This window comes from Cobetia sp. D5, assembly GCF_035666195.1.
Classification (GTDB): domain Bacteria; phylum Pseudomonadota; class Gammaproteobacteria; order Pseudomonadales; family Halomonadaceae; genus Cobetia; species Cobetia amphilecti.
This window is the reverse complement of sequence record NZ_CP142020.1, coordinates 2,599,957-2,619,645: the sequence shown is the minus strand read 5'-3', so window position 1 is coordinate 2,619,645 and position 19,689 is coordinate 2,599,957. Positions and strand designations below refer to the sequence as shown.

Below are 19,689 nucleotides of genomic sequence, written 5' to 3'. Positions count from 1 at the left end.
GAGGGGGACGGCACGGGGCGTTGCGCACACAATAATGTCCCTTATCGCGGGTAGCGTGCCACTTCAAGCGGTTAGGGGCCGCATAAAAGTGGCCGGCCAGCTGAGGTCGTGTCAGATGGCCGGCACTCCTTAACCCGTGGGCCCGAGAAAATCGCTGGGCAAGGGCGTGCGCGGTAAATGATCCTTGGCCTTGAGCCTGATATGCATATCGAGATCGTCGCATTCAATCCCCGGGTGTCGGCGAATGTGCTCATCAATCAGCTGAATGATGAATTCCGCATAACGCGCAGAGGCGAGCTCCACCGTCGAGACCGTCCGCCCCATGTGCTGGGCAATCACGAGATAGGTAGCGCCTTGTGTCTTGGCAAGCAGCAGCGTGAAGCCCTCCGCGCTTGTCATGATCGCCAAGGGGGCGTGATCCTTGAGGTCATGATGTGCATTGACAGACAGGATGGTCATTTCGTCCATGAGGGGGATCTCGTCTCGTAAAGGCGGGGGAAAGCAGCTGGAGTGGTTCACCGGACGCTCCGTGTTGTCCGGTGAACCAATGGCGCATGATATCGCAGTCTAGTCAGCAGCTCATTCTGCGGCTATGTGATTTTCTGCTTTTCTGGCAATAGGTTAGCGCAACTCAAGGCGAGTGAAGGGCCTCAGCAGGTAGGAGAGCACGCTGCGCTCGCCGGTCTCGATGTCGACCGTGGCGACCATGCCCGGCTTGATCGGCAGCGTCTCGCCGTTGTGCTCAAGCGCCGCGGTCTCGCTGCTGACCAGCACGCGATAGTAGCTCTCCTCGCCGCGTGGCGTTTCCTCCTCCAGGGTGTCCGAGCTGATGCGCTCGACCTTGCCCTCCAGCGTGCCGTAGACCGCATAGTCGTAGGCGCTGATGCGGATCGTCGCCGGCATGCCCGGGGCGATGAAGGCGACATCCTGCGGGCGAATGCGCGTCTCGAACACCAGGGTGTCCTCCAGCGGGGTGATCTGCATGATCTCCTCGCCGGGCGGTATTACCCCACCGCGCGTGGTGATGGCGATGTTGTTGACCACCCCGCGCACCGGCGAGAGCAGCCGGGTACGGTCCAGTTGGTCGCGGCGCTGCACGCTGGTTTCCTCGAGGGCGGCCAGTTCGGACTTCTTGTCGGCAAGCTCGGCGTAGGCGTCCTGCAGATAGGTGTTGCGGATCTCGGCCTGACGACCGTTGAGCTCGGCGATCTCGCGATCCAGCTTGAGCATCTCCATCTCACCCACGGCCCGCCGTTTGACCAGCGGACGGATCACCGCGAGCTGACGCTGGGACGCACTGATTTCCTTGCTGACCGCATTCAGGGCGCTGTCACGCTTCTTGCGCCGAGCTGTGAACAGCTCGCGCTCGGTGGCGGTCAGTGCCTCGTTGTCACGCATCTCCTCGGGGAACTCGATGCTCGACTTGTCCAGCACCTCGGCCTCCAGACGGGCGATGGTGGCGCGCAGCGCCTGCGCCTGACTCAATGACTCCATGTAGGCCGAGCGGAAGCGGGTCTCGTCGATGGCGGCCAGCAGCTGACCGGCCTCGACGATCTCGCCCTCGCTGACCATCATCTCGTCGAGGATGCCGCCCTCGAGGCTCTGGATGGTCTGCTGGCGCGAGGAGGGGATGACCTTGGCTTCGCCACGCGCCACCTCATTGACCTCGGCCCAGCTGGCCCAGGCGATGAACAGCGCGATGACCAGGAAGCTGGCCCACAGCAGCGGACGCGACCAGTGGCTTTCCAGCTTCTGGTCCGGTGCGCCCAGTTCGCGTTTGATGAGTTCGGGATCGAAACGCTGGCTCATGAGGCCTCCTGGCGCTGACGGGATGCGGAGGTGGCGGGTGTCTTGCCGGCCGATTGTCTGGCCATGATCTGATCCAGCGGGCCGTCCATGACGCGCTTGCCGTGGCGCAGCACCAGGGCGCGTTCGACCCAGCCGAGCAGTGACTTGCGGTGTGTGGCCAGCACCAGAGTGCGGCCGGCAAGCCAGGGGCCGAGGGTCTTGATGACGTGTTGCTCGGTGGCCTGATCCAGCGAGGCGGTGGGCTCATCCAGCAGCACCACGACCGGGTCCTGCAGGACCAGGCGGGCAAGGCCGAGGCTCTGACGCTGGCCGCCGGACAGGCTGTGGCGATCATGCAGCATCATGTCCAGCCCCAGCGGGTGGCGGCGCACGAAGTCGCCCAGCCCGGTCATCTCGATGACCTCCAGCAGGCGCATGTCGCTGACATCCCGCCCGTCGATGCACAGGTTGTCGCGCAGCGTGCCGCTGAACAGGCTGATGTCCTGCGGCAGATAGCCGATGGCGCGCTGGCGGTCGGCAGGATCGATCTGACTCAGGGCGAGATTGTCGAGGGTCAGCTCGCCACTGGTGGGCGTGAAGTAGCCGGCCAGCAGACGCAGCAGGGTGCTCTTGCCGGCGCCGTTGCCTCCCAGCAGGGCGAGGTGCTCACCGGGCGCGATGCTCAGGCGGTCCAACGCCAGGGCTTCCGGGGCTTCCTCGTCGTAGCGCCAGTGCAGATTCTCGGCCTGGTAGTGCCCGCGTGCCTGGGCGAGGCGCGCGAAGCGACGATCGCTGGGACGCTCGATGTCGGTCTCCATCAGCGCATCCAGCCCTTCCTTGGCGACCTTGACGTGCTGCCAGCGGCTCAGCAGCGCACTGATCTGCAGGGTCGGGCCGATGGCGCGCGACGAGAGAATCGAACAGGCGATCAGGGCACCGACACTCAACTCGCCGGCCATGATCAGGTAGACCCCGGCGATGATGACGCCGACGTAGGCCAGCTGCTGCATGCCGGTGCCCCAGCTGGTCAGCCAGGCGACGGCGTGGCGGAAGGTGACGCCGCGGTGCGTCTGCTCGGAGGTCAGGCGCTGCCACTGACGGCTGGCATGGCCCTCGGCGCGACAGGCCTTGAGGTTCTCGAGGTTGTCGAGGGTCTCGAGCAGCACGCCATTCTTGACCGCCGATTCCCGCATGCCTTCACGCGACAGGCGTGACAGCCACGGTTGCGCCAGCAGCACGGGAATCAGCATCAACACGATCGCCGCCACCGGCACCCAGACCACTGGGCCACCGAGCAGGGCGATCAGGCCCAGGAACAGCAGCGCGAAGGGCAGATCCCCACAGGCGCCGAGGGTCGAGGCGGTGAAGAATTCACGGATGGCGTCGAAGTCACGAATCTGGCTGGCCATCGCCCCGGTCGAGCGCGGCTTGGCGGCCAGGCGCATCTGCACGGCGTGGCGGAAGATGTGATCGTTGAGTTCGAGGTCGATCTTCTTGCCCGAGTTCTCGATCAGCTGCGCCCGCAATGCGCGCAACAAGGCTTCCAGCCCGATGGCGAGCATCACGCCGATGCCCAGCGCCCACAGCGTATCGACGGCGCCGGTCGGCACCACCCGGTCATAGACCTGCATCGCGAACAGGGCCGTGGCCACGGCCAGCAGGGCGGCAAGCGAGGAGGACAGCGCGACCTCGGCGAAGACGCGCCAATGCGACTTGAGCCGTGAGGTCAGCCAATGCCCCCTCTGGGTCTGGCTGTAGCCTTCCGCGCGCTCCAGCGAGATCTCGCCATGCGCAAAAAGCGCAATGCCGGCGTAGGCGGCAGCCAGCTCGGACTGTGACAGCCAGTAGACGCCACCGGACAGAGGATCGAGCAGCTTGTAGCCGGGGCCGCTGGGGGCGGTGTCCAAGTCATCGTCTGCCTGGGTGTTGCTCGACTCACTGCTCGATTCGCTGCTCGACTTGTCAGGCCACCGATGCGAGGCCTCATGGGACATCAGCACGCGACTGCTGCCGTCCTCCAGCAGCACGACACAGGGCATCAGGCTTTCGGGGATCTCGTTGAGCGGCGCCTGGCTCAGACGCGCGGCGATGCCCTGGCGCGACAGGGCCTGCTCCAGATCCTGCGGCGCCAGCTCACCCTTGGTGAGTGGCATGCCGTGTCGCAGGCGCTCGAGATCGATGCCGTGGCCCTGCAGGCGCAGCAACTGGCGAACGCTCTCCAGCAAAGGGGCGGGTTGCGTTGTCGCCGTGGCCGAGGAGGCGGTGGTCTGTGGGGCGCTCATGGGCTGACTCCCTGGCTGGCATGGTGATGAGAGTGGGGCAGCGAGGTGCGCGCCGTCTCTGGCGGGGTGGCAGCGGATTCAGCCCGATAAGGCGAGGAGACCAGCGGTAGCGCGCCCAGCTGGGTCGCCAGGTCATATTGATCGGTGAGCAGCTGGGTATTGAGCTCGATCATCTGGCGCCGTGCGGCGAAGATCTCGCTCTCGATGGTCAGCAGATCCTCGATATTGCGCGAGCCGGTGATGAACTGGTCGCGATAGCTGCTGCGCAGGCGTTCGCCGCTGCGCGCCTGCTGATCCAGCGCCTTGATACGTGCCTCGACCGCGGGCTGACTGGCTGACAGACGCTTTATCTGGCGGCGTAGCTCGCGGGCGGTGGAGGCGGTCTCGAACTGGGCGGCGGTCAGGCGTGCGCGGTCCGCTTCGGGCTGGCGCAACGGCGTCAGACCCTGGAAGACCGGTGCCTCGATGCGCAGACCGATGCTGGAGTCGCTGACCATGTCGTCGTTCGACTCATAGCGTGAACTGGTCGCCTCCAGACGCAACTCCGGCCAGCGCTCGGCCTCGCTCAGGCTCAGGGCGTGGCGCGCGGCATTCTGCTGGCTGACATGACTGCGATAGGCCGGCGCGTTGGTGATGGCGGCATCGGTGGTGGCGGGGTCGCGGGCCAGATCCGCCACGATCGGCAGCGGCGGCGGGGCGCTCAGGGCAACATCCCTGAAGGAGCGGCCGCTGAGTATCTCGAGCTCCTGACGGGCGGTGTCGGCATCGCCTTGCAGGCGCGCCAGCCACTCGCGGGCACTGGCAAGATCAACGGCGGCCCGGTCCAGCTCGACCCGATCCCCATAGCCCGAGAAGGTGCGGTCATTGGCCAGGCGTTCGAGGCTTTCGAGCTTGTCGATGTAATCGCGCACGCGGCGCATCATGGCGCGATTGGCGCCCAGATCGATATAGGAGGTGATCGCCTCCTGGGCGATTTCCATGCGGGTCTGATCCAGGGTGTCACGCTCGACGTTCCGCTCTGCCTTGCGCTGCTCGACCTCGGCCTCCACCTGGCCCCAGTCGTATAGCATCTGGCTCAGGGTGAGACGGTAGCCGCCTTCGGTGAAGTTGTCCTCGGTGCCGACACTGCTCTCCAGGCGCGGCCAATAGCCATCCTCGGCGATCTCGATTTCCGTCCCTGCGGCACGCACATTGGCCCGAGCGGCCTCGATGCGAGGGTCATGGGCAAGTACATCGCTCAGCACGGCGGCAAGATCGCGATTCGTCTGGGCAGTGGCCGGGAGTGATAGCGTCAGACCGATCAGAGCGGTAACGGTCAACCTCGGGGGATGAGAAGGTTGGCGCAGTCGCTTCCACTCACATAAGAGTAGAAAGCGGGATAATGGGGACATCGTGCCTCCTGGTCCCGTTGACTTGTTGCTGTCATCCCGTCGTCCTGACGTGATGAATAACGCTCAACGTCTTGTATACAGACACACAAAACAGCCACCCGTTATCGGGTGGCTGTTTTGTCCTTTTCTTGCTTAGGCGTTGTTGGTGGTGACCGTCACATCTTGATCGATGTAGAGAGTGGCGGAGCCTAGTGCATAGGTGTCATAGGTGGCACCGTTGATCACTTCCTGCCCCGTCATTTCCGCACCATCCGCTTGGACGGAATCGTTGCTGTCGCCTTCAATACGCAAGGTGTCATTGTCATCTGTCAGGTTTAACACGGCGTCAGTATCGAGTGTCAGGGTCGAACCCGTTTCACTACTTTCGCTGATATCCAGAACTTCGATATTAAGCATCTCGCTGGTGCCAGTATTCGTGTCCAGCAGGCTACTCAGGTCGATACTTTCACCGGTACCGTCGAACTGCACCGTGTCTTCGCCAAGGCCACCATCGATGGAGAAATCAAGCGTGGAGGTCACGATGGTGTCGTCACCCACTCCGCCATCAAAGGCATTGTCGCCAGCTTCGCCAAACAGCAAGTCATTACCCGCGCCACCGGTCAAGGTATCGTTACCCTCACCTCCGCGGAGGAGATCATTGCCAGAGCCGCCTGTCAGAGCGTCATCCCCCTCCAGACCGTAGAGGCTGACATTGATACCCGCTGCGCTGGCATCAAGAACATCAGCACCAGTCTCATCGATGAAGACAGAGCTCCCCTCTCCACTATCCAGGACATTCGCGTCCAGAAGTGAGCTAAGTGACAGGGATGTGGTGGCTCCATCATCATCCGTGGCGCTGACTGTCAGATAATCGAGGAGGCTCAGGCTGAGAAGATCGCTTTGATTGAAATCGAGCGTGCTCAGCAGCTCATTGATCTGCAGGTTGTCGATCGTCCCACCTTCAGCTGCCGAAATGGTGACAGATGCCGAAGGTGCCAGAAGTCCCAGCAAACCCGCACTGCTGGTGGTCTCCACCGATAGACCGAATTCCTCTGCAAGCGCGGTGTTGACCGTCAACTCCGGCGCACCAAGCAGACTGCTGAGGTCGACATTCAGCAAGGGTGAGAAGGCAATGGTGACACTTTGCAGATTGCCATCGGCGTCAGCCACGAAGAGTGCATTCTGTGAAAGGTCAACAAGACCGAGCGCATCGAGACCGACCAGGCCGAGAAGTTGCTGGCTTGCTCCCACAATGGTCGGAGCTGAGTTGGAAGTATCCGTAATCGATGGTGCATCACCAGAGAATTCCAGCTTGCCTTGAACCGAATCACCATCACCGTCTGTGTAGGTGAGGTCAACTTCGCGAGTGATGTCCTCCAGGACCGTGGTAGAAGTCGCTTCATCCACCAGCAGCTTACCTTCCGAGATCAAGCGCGCGATCAAGTCCGCACTATCTTCACCTCCTTGTAGAAGAGACGTCCCTTCGAAGGTGATGATTTGGTCAACCAGATCACTATCGGTTGTTTCACCCGTAAAGTCGCCGGTGGTGCTGATGGACAGCACCGTGTCGCCCCCTTGCTCAGCAAAATTCAGGTAGCGGGACAGGTTGCTGATCTCGGCCGTTACATAGCCCTCGCCTTGCAGCAGAGTCCGCAGGTCAATGATATCCCCCGGAGAGGCAGCAGTGAGCCCGTTGGGGTCAAAGTCAGTGATGATGTCTGTAGCCGGAGCGCCAGCCGTCCCCGCATGACCGTCCTCCCAGCGGAAGATATCGATGCCGGCACCACCGGTCATGGTGTCGTTGCCGGTGCCACCGATCATCAGATCGCTGCCGGCGCCACCATTCATCGAGTCGTTGTCAGCTCCCCCGCGCAGAATGTCGGCTTGATTGCTACCCGTGATGGTGTCATCGCCATCGTACCCGTACAGACGCGTGCTGGTATCAGCCGGAGCTGTGAGCGTGGTTAAGTCAGCATTGTCAGTACCGGTCAATACATTGGCCCCTGAACCACCGGCAGTCAGTAGTGACAGATCCAGTAAGTCGGTGGCACTGGTATCAACAGTGCCTTCACTATCAGTGGCGGACAGCGTCACGGTCGGCACCAAGTTAAGTCCCAGTACGGAGTCCGGCAGGAAAACGGTTGCCAAGAGCTCATTGACCGCTTGGGCATCCATGGTGCTGCCTTCAAGTGGTGTGATGGTGAGACCTGCAACATCACCAATGCCCAGGAAGCCTGGATCAAAGGTCGGCGTGACTTGGAGTCCCAGTTCGGTGGCAAGCTCTTCGTTGTAAGCCCACTCAAAACCATTAAGGCTCAGCACTGCGGTGTATTCGAGAGAGACAGAGGTCAGGTCGTTATCGGGGTCTGACACCGTGAAGATCTGCTGCTCGGAAATATCGATCAAGCCAAGCGCATCAAGGTTGATGATTCCCAGCAGTCCACCGGACTGGTTGATGGCGGGTGTCGGCGCCGTGTTGCCATCATCAACAATGGCGAGATCACCGTCATAATCATAGGTATAGGCACCCGTTACCAAGTCGATAGTGAAGGTTTCCCCCAACAGAGTTGTCAGGGTCATTCCATCATTTGTGACGGAAACGGGCGTCGAAAGATCAAGAAGCTCTGATGCGCCTGAAGTGGTGACATTGAAACCTTGGGTCAAAGCATCTTGTTCGATGGAGAAAGTCACTCCATCGAAAGTGATACTGCTGATATAGCCACCATCTGCCCCAAAACCAGCAACACCAAGCAAGTTGTCCCCTACAGCGTTGCCAGCGGCAGTGACATCGTGATGCAGGAAGGACGTCGAAAGCTCCGGAGTATCGTCGATAACTTTGACGCTGATACTGCTGTCAATCACTTCTTCGCCATCGGTCAATACCACACCAACGGAGAAGTTCAGGCTATCGGCTCCCTGAAGAGTGTGATCCAGCTCGGAGAATAGCTCTGTTGTGTAACTACCCCTATCATCGATGCTGATCTGCAAGACAGTAGCAGCGATATCACCAGCATTGTTTACTGCCTGTAGCGTCTTGCCATCCTCGCTCAAGACCCAGTCAAGCTCGGCACCGTCTTGAGTCAGGGTTGCATCAGTCGGTACTTCGAGAGCAAAGGAGGCGGTATCTGACACATTCGTATAGGCCAGCTGGCCCGTGGAGACAGTGTCGTCAACCGTAGCATCATTGTCAGAGGCAGGGAGTGCAGCGAAGCTTGCAAAGCTGAAGGCCATCAAGGCTGGTGCGGCTGCAGGGGCGCTAGTGCCGAGCGCATCCTCTGTAACAGCGGTGCTGCCCGTGCTGAGCGTTGCAACGGTGTCCTTGGTGCTGGTGTCAATGAAGTCGGTGCTATTGCCGGCTTCATCAGTGACATTCATGGTCACGGTCAGCTCCCCTTCGGCCAGACCGGAAAGGTCTTGCCCAGTGGTGCTGAGGATGCCATCCGTGATCGTGATATCCGCCACATCGACGCTAATGGAGCCACTCTCGCTATCGGTGATGGTAATCACGACATCGTTGCTATCGATGCCATCTTCCACTGCCCCTGTCAGCTGAACGCTGGTGATCTCATCAAGACTCAGCGTTTCGTCTCCACCATCCACGAAATCGATGGAGTTATCCGCCGCTGACGGCGCGGTCGCATCGATAACGACATCCTGCGAGGTCGCCGGGCCAATGTTGCCGGCGGCGTCCTGCACACGGAGCTGAACGGTGGCGGACTCGGTGAGGCCGCTGTCGTAGCTGACCGCAGTGCCGATTACGCTGGCTGCGGGGACATCAATCCAAGTGGTGCCATCGGTGCTGTACTGCAGAGTCTCATCTGCGGCCAGCGGCGCAGCCAGGGTGGCCGTGATGGTCAGCCCGTCATTGTCGCTGGTAATGAAGTCACCCGCGGTGCCGGTGTCTTCACTGATGGCGTCGATGGTGACGGTGGTGGTCGGTGTGGTCGTATCGATCACGACATCCTGCGAGGTCTTCGGGCCAGTGTTGCCGGCGGCGTCCTGCACACGGAGCTGCACGGTGGCGGACTCGGTGAGGCCGCTGTCGTAGCTGACCGCAGTGCCGGTCACGCTGGCTGCGGGGACATCGATCCAAGTGGTGCCATCGGTGCTGTACTGCAGGGTCTCATCTGCGGCCAACGGCGCAGCCAGGGTGGCCGTGATGGTCAGCCCGTCATTGTCATTGGTGATGAAGTCGTCTGGTATTCCGCTGTCCACACTAATGCTATCGATTGTGACCGTAGTGTCGGGAGCTATGGTGTCAATGATAATGGCTTTTTCAGCTACAGGACCGTCGTTACCTGCGGTGTCTCGCACTTTGAGCTGCACAGTAGCAGACTCTGTAAGGGTCGCATCGTCATGGTTGATGGCTGAGCCACTGACACTGGAAGTGATATCGACCCAAGTGACACCACCATCGACGCTGTAGAGTAAAGCTTCACCATCTTCCAATGGGGCATCCAATGTGCCCGTTAGTGTCAGGCCGTTGTTGTCACTGGTAATGAAGTCATCAGGCAGACCAGTATCGACACTGATGGCATCTATGGTGACTGTAGTGGCGGGGGCTACAGTATCAATGACGATAGGCCGCTCTGCCCGGGCGCCATCGTTACCAGCAGTATCTTGGACTTTGAGCTGTACGGTGGAAGATTCTGTGAGAGCGGTATCGACATAGCTGATGTTCGTACCATTGACGCTGGTGGTGATGTCGACCCAAGTAACTCCGTCGGTGCTGTACTGCAGGGTCTCGCCCTCGGCCAATGCCGCATCCAGGGTGGCTGTGATAGTCAGACCATCATTGTCACTGGTGATGAAGTCGCCAGCAGTACCGGTATCGTCGCTGATGGCATCGATTGTGACTGTGGTGGTGGGGGCAAGGGCATCGATTTCGGCATTCAAGGCTACGATATCGCTCGTATTCCCCGCTAGGTCACTCTGGCGGACTTGAATGGAATCATCGTTGTAGATGCCTTGATCCAGATCGAACGTTGCACCTATACCGATTTCCCAGGTGTTGCCACCATCGATTGAGTACTCCCATGTGGCGGCCTCTTCAAGGCCATCGACTGTAACCTCTCCAATGCTTGTGATGTTGTCGCCATCAATATTGGTATCAGTGGTCAGACTGAGGGTAGGAGTTACCGGAGAAGTGGTGTCGACCGTAAGGCCCTCCAGATTCCCCGTCTCGCTGGTGTTTCCAGCGACATCAAGTTGGCGGGCCTGGACGTCGCCTGTGGCGTAAACACCTTCGCCAAGGACAAAGCTGTTTCCAGTGCCTGCCTGCCAGTCTGTCCCGCCATTAACGCTGTATTCCCAAGTAGCGCCAGCTTCCAAGCCAGATACCAGGACTTCACCCTCGTTGGTGACACGATCTCCGTCTACATTCGAATCGTTGACGAGCTCCAGTATGGGAGCGTCGGGAGCGGTGGCATCGACATTGACGGCAATTGCGTTGGACTCGGCAGAGCTGTTGCCCAGTGCGTCAGTGATCACGGCAGTGGCGGTGTAGCTGCCATCGGCAATGGCGTCGGTGACTTCGACCGCAATGCTGTCGTTGGTGATGTCCTGGGCCGTGACAATGGCTTCACCGGTGATTGTGCCGCCGTTGCCGTCGTCGAGGGTCACGGTGACGGTGTCACCTTCTTCTGTGCCGTTAGTGAGGGTGACACTGGTCTGCAGACCATCGGCCAGTTCGGCAGCGGTCACGCCATCGGCGGCTTCATCGATGGTGAGGACTGGCGCATCGGTGCCGTCTTCGCCGCCCGGTGAGGTGGCATCCACGGTGGCCGTGGTCGGACCACTAGTGTTGCCCGCATCATCTGTCACAGTCGCGGTCAGATCCGCGCCATCTTCCTGGACAGGGTTCAGCGGGGCAGTGAAGTTACCTTCCTCATCGATGTCTGCAGAGCCGATGACATTTCCGTTGTCATCAGTGATGGTGACAGTGGTGTTCGGTTCCCCGGTACCTGTCAGTTCACTGCCATCAGTGGCCTCGAGTACGGGAGCATCCGGGGCAATGGTGTCCTTGGTCGCGCCATCGTCGAACTGGGCAGCGTTGCCGGCGTTGTCAGTGACGGTCAGCGTCGCGGTCAGCTCGCCTTCGGCCAGCTCGGACAGATCCTGGCCAGCGACCGTCAGGATGGTGCCATCGATGGTGATATCGGCGGTGTCGACGGTGACGGAGCCACCTGCGCCGTCGGTGATCACCAGCTGGACGTTGCCGCTGTTCAGGCCATCCTCGATGGTACCGGTCAGAGTGACGTTGCCAATTTCGTCGGCATTCAGGAAGCCGTCGTCACCATCGCCGAAAGCAATGCTGTTGTCGGCAGCGACCGGGGCAGTGGCATCCACGGTGGCCGTGGCCGGCCCGCTGGTATTGCCCGCATCATCTGTCACAGTCGCGGTCAGATCCGCGCCATCTTCCTGGGCAGGGTTCAGCGGGGCAGTGAAGTTACCTTCCTCATCGACGTCTGCAGAGCCGATGACATTTCCGTTGTCATCAGTGATGGTGACAGTGGTGTTCGGTTCCCCGGTACCTGTCAGTTCACTGCCATCAGTGGCCTCGAGTACGGGAGCATCCGGGGCAATGGTGTCCTTGGTCGCGCCATCGTCGAACTGGGCAGCGTTGCCGGCGTTGTCAGTGACGGTCAGCGTCGCGGTCAGCTCGCCTTCGGCCAGCTCGGACAGATCCTGGCCAGCGACCGTCAGGATGGTGCCATCGATGGTGATATCGGCGGTGTCGACGGTGACGGAGCCACCTGCGCCGTCGGTGATCACCAGCTGGACGTTGCCGCTGTTCAGGCCATCCTCGATGGTACCGGTCAGAGTGACGTTGCCAATTTCGTCGGCATTCAGGAAGCCGTCGTCACCATCGCCGAAAGCAATGCTGTTGTCGGCAGCGACCGGGGCAGTGGCATCCACGGTGGCCGTGGCCGGCCCGCTGGTATTGCCCGCATCATCTGTCACAGTCGCGGTCAGATCCGCGCCATCTTCCTGGGCAGGGTTCAGCGGGGCAGTGAAGTTACCTTCCTCATCGACGTCTGCAGAGCCGATGACATTTCCGTTGTCATCAGTGATGGTGACAGTGGTGTTCGGTTCCCCGGTACCTGTCAGTTCACTGCCATCAGTGGCCTCGAGTACGGGAGCATCCGGGGCAATGGTGTCCTTGGTCGCGCCATCGTCGAACTGGGCAGCGTTGCCGGCGTTGTCAGTGACGGTCAGCGTCGCGGTCAGCTCGCCTTCGGCCAGCTCGGACAGATCCTGGCCAGCGACCGTCAGGATGGTGCCATCGATGGTGATATCGGCGGTGTCGACGGTGACGGAGCCACCTGCGCCGTCGGTGATCACCAGCTGGACGTTGCCGCTGTCTAGGCCGTCCTCGATGGTACCGGACAGAGTGACGTTGCCAATTTCGTCGGCATTCAGGAAGCCGTCGTCACCATCGCCGAAAGCAATGCTGTTCTCGCCTTCCGCCGGCGGGGTGGTGTCAGTGGCGGTATCGACGATGACGGGGTTGGACGGGGCACTGGTGTTGCCTGCCGGATCGGTCGCGGTGGCGGTCAGTTCGGTGCCGTCTTCCGGCATCGGATCGAGCTCGACCGAGAAGGTACCATCCTCTCCCACCTCAGTGGTGGCGACCGAGTTGCCATTGCTATCGGTGATCTCGATGGTTGCGTCCGGCTCACCGGTACCTGAGAGGGTGGTGCCGTCGGTGTCGTTCAGGGTCGGCGTGTCGGTGACGGTGTCTTTGATGCTGTCAGCCGTGAATTCAGCCGCATTATCGCTGTTGTCAGTGACGGTCAATGTTGCAGTCAGCTCGCCCTCGGCCAGGCCGGAGAGATCCTGAGCAGCCACGTTGATATCGGTGCCCACAACGTTGATGTCCGTGCTGTCGACGGTGACGGAACCACCTTCACCGTCGGTGATGACCAGCTGGACGTTGCTGCTGTCCAGGCCGTCTTCGATGGTGCCAGACAGGGTGACGTTGCCGATCTCATCAGCATTCAGGAAGCCATCGCCACCATCGCCGAAGGCAATGCTGTTCTCGCCTTCCGCCGGCGGAGTGGTATCGGTGTTGCTATCGACCGTTACGGGATTGGACGGACCACTGGTGTTGCCTGCCGGATCGGTCGCGGTGGCGGTCAGTTCGGTGCCGTCTTCCGGCATCGGATCGAGCTCGACCGAGAAAGTACCATCCTCGCCCACCTCAGTGGTGGCGACCGGGTTGCCATTGCCATCGGTGATCTCGATGGTTGCACCCGGCTCACCGGTACCTGAGAGGGTGGTGCCGTCGGTGTCGTTCAGGGTCGGCGTGTCGGTGACGGTGTCTTTGATGCTGTCAGCCGTGAATTCAGCTGCATTATCGCTGTTGTCAGTGACGGTCAATGTTGCAGTCAGCTCGCCCTCGGCCAGGCCGGAGAGATCCTGAGCAGCCACGTTGATATCGGTGCCCACAACGTTGATGTCCGTGCTGTCGACGGTGACGGAACCACCTTCACCGTCGGTGATGACCAGCTGGACGTTGCTGCTGTCCAGGCCGTCTTCGATGGTGCCAGACAGGGTGACGTTGCCGATCTCATCAGCATTCAGGAAGCCATCGCCACCATCGCCGAAGGCAATGCTGTTCTCGCCTTCCGCCGGCGGAGTGGTATCGGTGTTGCTATCGACCGTTACGGGATTGGACGGACCACTGGTGTTGCCTGCCGGATCGGTCGCGGTGGCGGTCAGTTCGGTGCCGTCTTCCGGCATCGGATCGAGCTCGACCGAGAAAGTACCATCCTCGCCCACCTCAGTGGTGGCGACCGGGTTGCCATTGCCATCGGTGATCTCGATGGTTGCACCCGGCTCACCGGTACCTGAGAGGGTGGTGCCGTCGGTGTCGTTCAGGGTCGGCGTGTCGGTGACGGTGTCTTTGATGCTGTCAGCCGTGAATTCAGCTGCATTATCGCTGTTGTCAGTGACGGTCAATGTTGCAGTCAGCTCGCCCTCGGCCAGGCCGGAGAGATCCTGAGCAGCCACGTTGATATCGGTGCCCACAACGTTGATGTCCGTGCTGTCGACGGTGACGGAACCACCTTCACCGTCGGTGATGACCAGCTGGACGTTGCTGCTGTCCAGGCCGTCTTCGATGGTGCCAGACAGGGTGACGTTGCCGATCTCATCAGCATTCAGGAAGCCATCGCCACCATCGCCGAAGGCAATGCTGTTCTCGCCTGCCGCCGGCGGAGTGGTGTCAGTGGCGGTATCGACGATGACCGGGTTGGACGGACCACTGGTGTTGCCGGCCGGATCAGTCGCGGTGGCAGTCAGTTCGGTGCCGTCTTCCGGCATCGGGTCGAGTTCGATAGAGAAGGTGCCATCCTCTTCGACTTCGGTCGTGGTGATCGGATTGCCATTGCCGTCAGTGATTTCGATAGTGGCGCCCGGCTCACCGCTGCCGGCGAGGGTCGTGCCATCGGTCTCTTCGAGAACCGGGGCTTCCGGCGCAGTGGTGTCCTTGGTTGCGGAATCGCTGAATTCAGCCGCGTTGCCGACTTCATCAGTGACGGTCAGCGTCGCGGTCAGCTCGCCTTCAGCCAAGCTGGATAGGTCCTGGCCAGCGACCGTCAGGGTGGTGCCATCGATAGTGATATCGACGCTGTCGACGGTGACGGAGCCACCTGCGCCGTCAGTGATGATCAGCTGGACGTTGCTGCTGTCCAGGCCGTCTTCGATGGTGCCGGACAGGGTGACGTTGCCGATCTCGTCGGCATTCAGGAAGCCATCGCCGCCATCGCCGAAGGCGATGCTGTTCTCGCCTGCCGCCGGCGGGGTGGTGTCAGTGGCAGTATCGACGATGACCGGATTGGACGGACCACTGGTGTTGCCGGCCGGATCAGTCGCGGTGGCGGTCAGTTCGGTACCGTCTTCCAGCTCCGGGTCGAGAGTGATTTCGAAGTTGCCGTCATCGCCCACTTCGATGCTAGCGACGATATTGCCGTCGCCGTCGGTAATGTCGACGGTTGCACCCGGCTCGCCGGTACCGGCGAGGGTCGTGCCATCGGTCTCTTCGAGAACCGGAGCTTGCGGCGCAGTAGTGTCCTTGACACTGTCAGCAGTGAAGTCAGCCGCGTTGCCGACTTCATCAGTGACGGTCAGCGTCGCGGTCAGCTCGCCTTCAGCCAAGCTGGATAGGTCCTGGCCAGCGACCGTCAGGGTGGTGCCATCGATAGTGATATCGGCGCTGTCGACGGTGACGGAGCCACCTGCGCCGTCAGTGATGATCAGCTGGACGTTGCTGCTGTCCAGGCCGTCTTCGATGGTGCCGGACAGGGTGACGTTGCCGATCTCGTCGGCATTCAGGAAGCCATCGCCGCCATCGCCGAAGGCGATGCTGTTCTCGCCTGCCGCCGGCGGGGTGGTGTCAGTGGCAGTATCGACGATGACCGGATTGGACGGACCACTGGTGTTGCCGGCCGGATCAGTCGCGGTGGCGGTCAGTTCGGTACCGTCTTCCAGCTCCGGGTCGAGAGTGATTTCGAAGTTGCCGTCATCGCCCACTTCGATGCTAGCGACGATATTGCCGTCGCCGTCGGTAATGTCGACGGTTGCACCCGGCTCGCCGGTACCGGCGAGGGTCGTGCCATCGGTCTCTTCGAGAACCGGAGCTTGCGGCGCAGTAGTGTCCTTGACGCTGTCAGCAGTGAAGTTAGCCGCGTTGCCGACTTCATCTGTGACGGTCAGCGTCGCGGTCAGTTCACCTTCGGCCAGACCGGACAGATCCTGGCCGGCGACCGTCAGGGTGGTGCCATCGACAGTGATATCGGCGGTGTCGACGGTGACGGACCCACCTTCGCCGTCGGTGATCACCAGCTGGACGTTGCCGCTGTCGAGGCCCTCCTCGATGGTGCCGGACAGGGTGACGTTGCCGATCTCATCAGCATTCAGGAAGCTATCGCCACCATCGCCGAAGGCGATGCTGTTCTCGCCTGCCGCCGGCGGGGTGGTGTCAGTTGCGGTATCGACGATGACCGGGTTGGACGGACCACTGGCGTTGCCTGCCGGGTCAGTCGCGGTGGCGGTCAGTTCGGTGCCGTCTTCCGGCTTCGGGTCGAGTTCGATAGAGAAGGTGCCATCCTCGCCCACTTCGGTCGTGGCGACCGGATTCCCATTGCCGTCAGTGATTTCGATAGTGGCGCCCGGCTCACCGGTGCCGGCGAGGGTCGTGCCATCGGTCTCTTCGAGAACCGGCGCTTCTGGCGCAGTGGTGTCTTTGACGCTGCCAGCGGTGAAGTCATTCGCGTTGTTGCTGTCATCAGTGACGGTCAGGGTGGCGGTCAGTTCGCCCTCGGCGAGGTCGGACAGGTCCTGGCCAGCGACCGTCAGGGTGGTGCCATCGACAGTGATATCGGCGGTGTCGACGGTGACGGAGCCACCTTCGCCGTCGGTGATCACCAGCTGGACGTTACCGCTGTCGAGGCCCTCCTCGATGGTGCCGGACAGGGTGACGTTGCCGATCTCATCAGCATTCAGGAAGCTATCGCCACCAGCGCCGAAGGCGATGCTGTTCTCGCCTGCCGCCGGCGGGGTGGTGTCAGTTGCGGTATCGACGATGACCGGGTTGGACGGACCACTGGCGTTGCCTGCCGGATCGGTCGCGGTGGCAGTCAGTTCGGTACCGTCTTCCGGCGCCGGGTCGAGAGTGATTTCGAAGTTGCCGTCATCGTCCACTTCGACATTAGCGACGATATTGCCGTCGCCGTCGGTAATGTCGACGGTCGCACCCGGCTCACCGGTGCCGGCGAGGGTCGTGCCATCGGTCTCTTCAAGTACCGGAGCTTCCGGTGCCGTGACATCGATGGTTATTACGAAAGCATCAGATGGATCGCTGACATTTCCTGAGGCGTCGGTCGCAATGGCGGATAAGTTGTGTTCACCCTCAGCCAAAGGCTCGCTCAGCTCCAGACTCCAATTGCCCTCGGCATCGGCTTCAACAGTCTTGAGTAGGGTATCGCCGTCATAGACAGCGACCGAGCTGCCTGCTTCAGCGGTACCCATCAGGATCGGCGTCTGGTCGTTAGTGCTATCACCAGAACTCAGCTCGCCTGTGACTGGTTCGGCATTGTCGTTCACCGCAGTTATGAGCGGGGCTTCAGGAGCAGCTGCATCTACTGTTATTGGGGCAGATGACTCACTTTCATTACCTGCTCCATCTGTCGCAGTAGCCGTTAGCTCGGCTCCGTCTTCTTGTTCCGGCGATAGGTCGAGAGTGAAGTTTCCATCATCATCTACCGTCGTCTCACCGACAATTTCACCCTCGTTGTTGATGACCGTGATGGCTGAGCCAGGTTCGCCGGTGCCGGAAAGGGTGGTGCCGTCAGAATTTTCCAGCTCGGGAGCGTCAGGGGGCAGGGTGTCGATAGTGATAATGAATGCGTCGGAAGCATCACTTATATTGCCCGCGGGGTCTGTCGCCACTGCCGTCAAGCTGTGTTCCCCTTCGGACAAGGGGGTGGTCAATTCCAGAGACCAGTTACCCTCGCCATCAGCCTCGACGGTATCAAGTAGGGTGTCGCCGTCATAGATTGCAACAGAGCTACCGGCGCCGGCAGTGCCTGTCAGTGTCGGAGTCGTGTCGTTGGTATCGGCTCCGGATTCGAGCTCGCCGGTGCTAGGTTCAACATTGTCAGCGACTGAGCTGATGATCGGAGCCTCGGGGGAGACTGACGTGTTTGAGTCCTCGTCATCTCCACCGCCCGAGTTCACGCCCCCTAGCATCAAACCGGTGGCCCCGATGACACCCAGTGCCGCTAAGGTAGTGCCCGCCGCACTGAAGGGGGCTCCCAACACAGCGGACTCGATAGTGTTTTCGACGGGGATTGCTTCATAGGGAACGTTGCCCGGCGAAGTGCTTGCCATGTCAATGCGATAGATATCGCCCGCAAACTCATCACCTTCTAAGTACAGGTGGCTTTGTTCCTGCGGATCAATATAGAAGCCATCCAGGGTGATTACTTCACCATTCTGCAGCGTCAAAACCAGATCATCACCGGAGCGAGAAAGACTCGCGATATCTTGTGGCGTGATGTCCAGTGAGATGTCTGATGCTTCGTTGAGGTGGACCTCGGTTATCTGCTGAAGAACGGTATCTTGCAGCCCAAGTCCACTATGGTTTGCAACCTTCGCATTGACTGGCATGGGTAGTGCTCCCTTGATTTTTTTCTTTCAGATCCCCTCTTGTGGACGAATCATAAATATTGATCTGAGTCAGTACTACAGGGCTTTTGCTTGATTGATGCTTGTTGTTTCCACAATTTCTAGGGGGAGATTGTCACCATCGTTTACTAATAGTTTGTGGGGTTTATTATTTTTAGAGTGTTTTTGTCCTTTGTGTTTCAATACTGTATCATATGGTTACATTAAGTATTTATAAGGGGTTTATGTTTCTTCGATGTATATTTGAGTATCTTTTGGTTTTTTGTGAGGTGATGTCGATATTCCTTCGCTCATGTTTTTTGGTTAGACTAAATAATTAGGTCTAATGCTTGGTGTCATTATTTTTTTTGATGAATTTATTAACGCTGAGCAAACGATAATGGTGATTTTTTGAACACATGGTCAATTAATATAAGCTTTAGTCGCAAAATGATTCATGATGTGAGGCTATAGCAAGCATGATTGGTGGAGGCTAAGATATCGGTTTGTACCTATTGATGCCTGATTTAGAGCTGATATCTGCAAGAGGAGGTGTCGGTGTACCAACAGGAAGTGGCCATGCTAGACACGAATGAGCGGTCGATATTGCGTGAGTTTACCCAACAGAAGAAAGGGCGAAGAGAGTCATTGCGAGCTGCTGCATTGCTAATGATAGACGAGGGGCATGATGATAAAACTGTGGCAATCAGGCTAGGTGTTAGACGGGAATCGATCACCAAGTGGAAGGAAAAGTGGCAGGTTGAGAGGCTAGGGCTTCTGAGGGACAAGCAGAGGCCTGGGCGCCCTCCGAGATTTTCGGATAAGGATATGGGGCAAATAGCAGCGTTATTGCTCGAACATGATCATGATCTTGTCAAAGTGCAATTCTACTTTGAAGCGAACCATGGAAAGAAGATAAGTCTGACGACCTTGCGACGCTTTCAGAGGTCAGACAAGCTTTCCCCCTACCTCTAGAGTCAAGGCCATCTCCTAAGGATGTGAACATGACCTTGTCGATTCCGCTATGGAAAAACGGCAAGGCACCAGGAAGTCGGTGCCTTGCCGTAGCTAGCTAGCGT

6 protein-coding genes are annotated in these 19,689 nt (G+C 59.8%); 1 reads left to right on the top strand and 5 read right to left on the bottom strand.

The window, feature by feature from the left end:
* Positions 1–129: 129 nt before the first annotated feature.
* The 5 genes from U0O11_RS10850 to U0O11_RS10830 all read right to left on the bottom strand — a co-directional run bounded on the left by U0O11_RS10850 (position 130) and on the right by U0O11_RS10830 (position 18,613).
* On the bottom strand, positions 130–468 hold the full coding sequence (locus U0O11_RS10850; protein WP_107336470.1) for a hypothetical protein: 339 nt from the start codon (positions 466–468) through the stop codon (positions 130–132).
* 153 nt (positions 469–621) lie between these two features.
* Positions 622–1,809: an HlyD family efflux transporter periplasmic adaptor subunit gene (locus U0O11_RS10845; RefSeq protein ID WP_324689947.1), complete on the bottom strand. Its 1,188-nt coding sequence runs from the start codon at positions 1,807–1,809 to the stop codon at positions 622–624.
* Positions 1,806–4,070, bottom strand: a complete 2,265-nt coding sequence (locus U0O11_RS10840; protein WP_324689945.1) for a type I secretion system permease/ATPase — start codon at positions 4,068–4,070, stop codon at positions 1,806–1,808. The genes U0O11_RS10845 and U0O11_RS10840 overlap by 4 nt, the downstream gene beginning before the upstream one ends.
* A complete protein-coding gene (locus U0O11_RS10835) occupies positions 4,067–5,314 on the bottom strand; it encodes a TolC family protein (RefSeq protein WP_324689943.1) in 1,248 nt (415 codons plus the stop codon). The genes U0O11_RS10840 and U0O11_RS10835 overlap by 4 nt, the downstream gene beginning before the upstream one ends.
* Positions 5,315–5,593: 279 nt before the next feature.
* Complete coding sequence (locus U0O11_RS10830) at positions 5,594–18,613, bottom strand: Ig-like domain-containing protein (protein WP_324689941.1); 13,020 nt, start codon at positions 18,611–18,613, stop codon at positions 5,594–5,596.
* Positions 18,614–19,189: 576 nt separating this feature from the next.
* On the opposite strand from U0O11_RS10830, the gene U0O11_RS17660 reads away from it, so the two are divergent.
* On the top strand, positions 19,190–19,585 hold the full coding sequence (locus tag U0O11_RS17660) for a helix-turn-helix domain-containing protein (protein ID WP_442872627.1): 396 nt from the start codon (positions 19,190–19,192) through the stop codon (positions 19,583–19,585).
* The last annotated feature ends 104 nt before the right edge of the window (positions 19,586–19,689 follow it).

Coding starts and splice junctions, on each gene's coding strand:
- U0O11_RS10850 (WP_107336470.1), bottom strand. CDS start 468: ATGGACGAAATGACCATCCTGTCTGTCAATGCACATCATGACCTCAAG.
- U0O11_RS10845 (WP_324689947.1), bottom strand. CDS start 1,809: ATGAGCCAGCGTTTCGATCCCGAACTCATCAAACGCGAACTGGGCGCA.
- U0O11_RS10840 (WP_324689945.1), bottom strand. CDS start 4,070: ATGAGCGCCCCACAGACCACCGCCTCCTCGGCCACGGCGACAACGCAA.
- U0O11_RS10830 (WP_324689941.1), bottom strand. CDS start 18,613: ATGCCAGTCAATGCGAAGGTTGCAAACCATAGTGGACTTGGGCTGCAA.
- U0O11_RS17660 (WP_442872627.1), top strand. CDS start 19,190: ATGCTAGACACGAATGAGCGGTCGATATTGCGTGAGTTTACCCAACAG.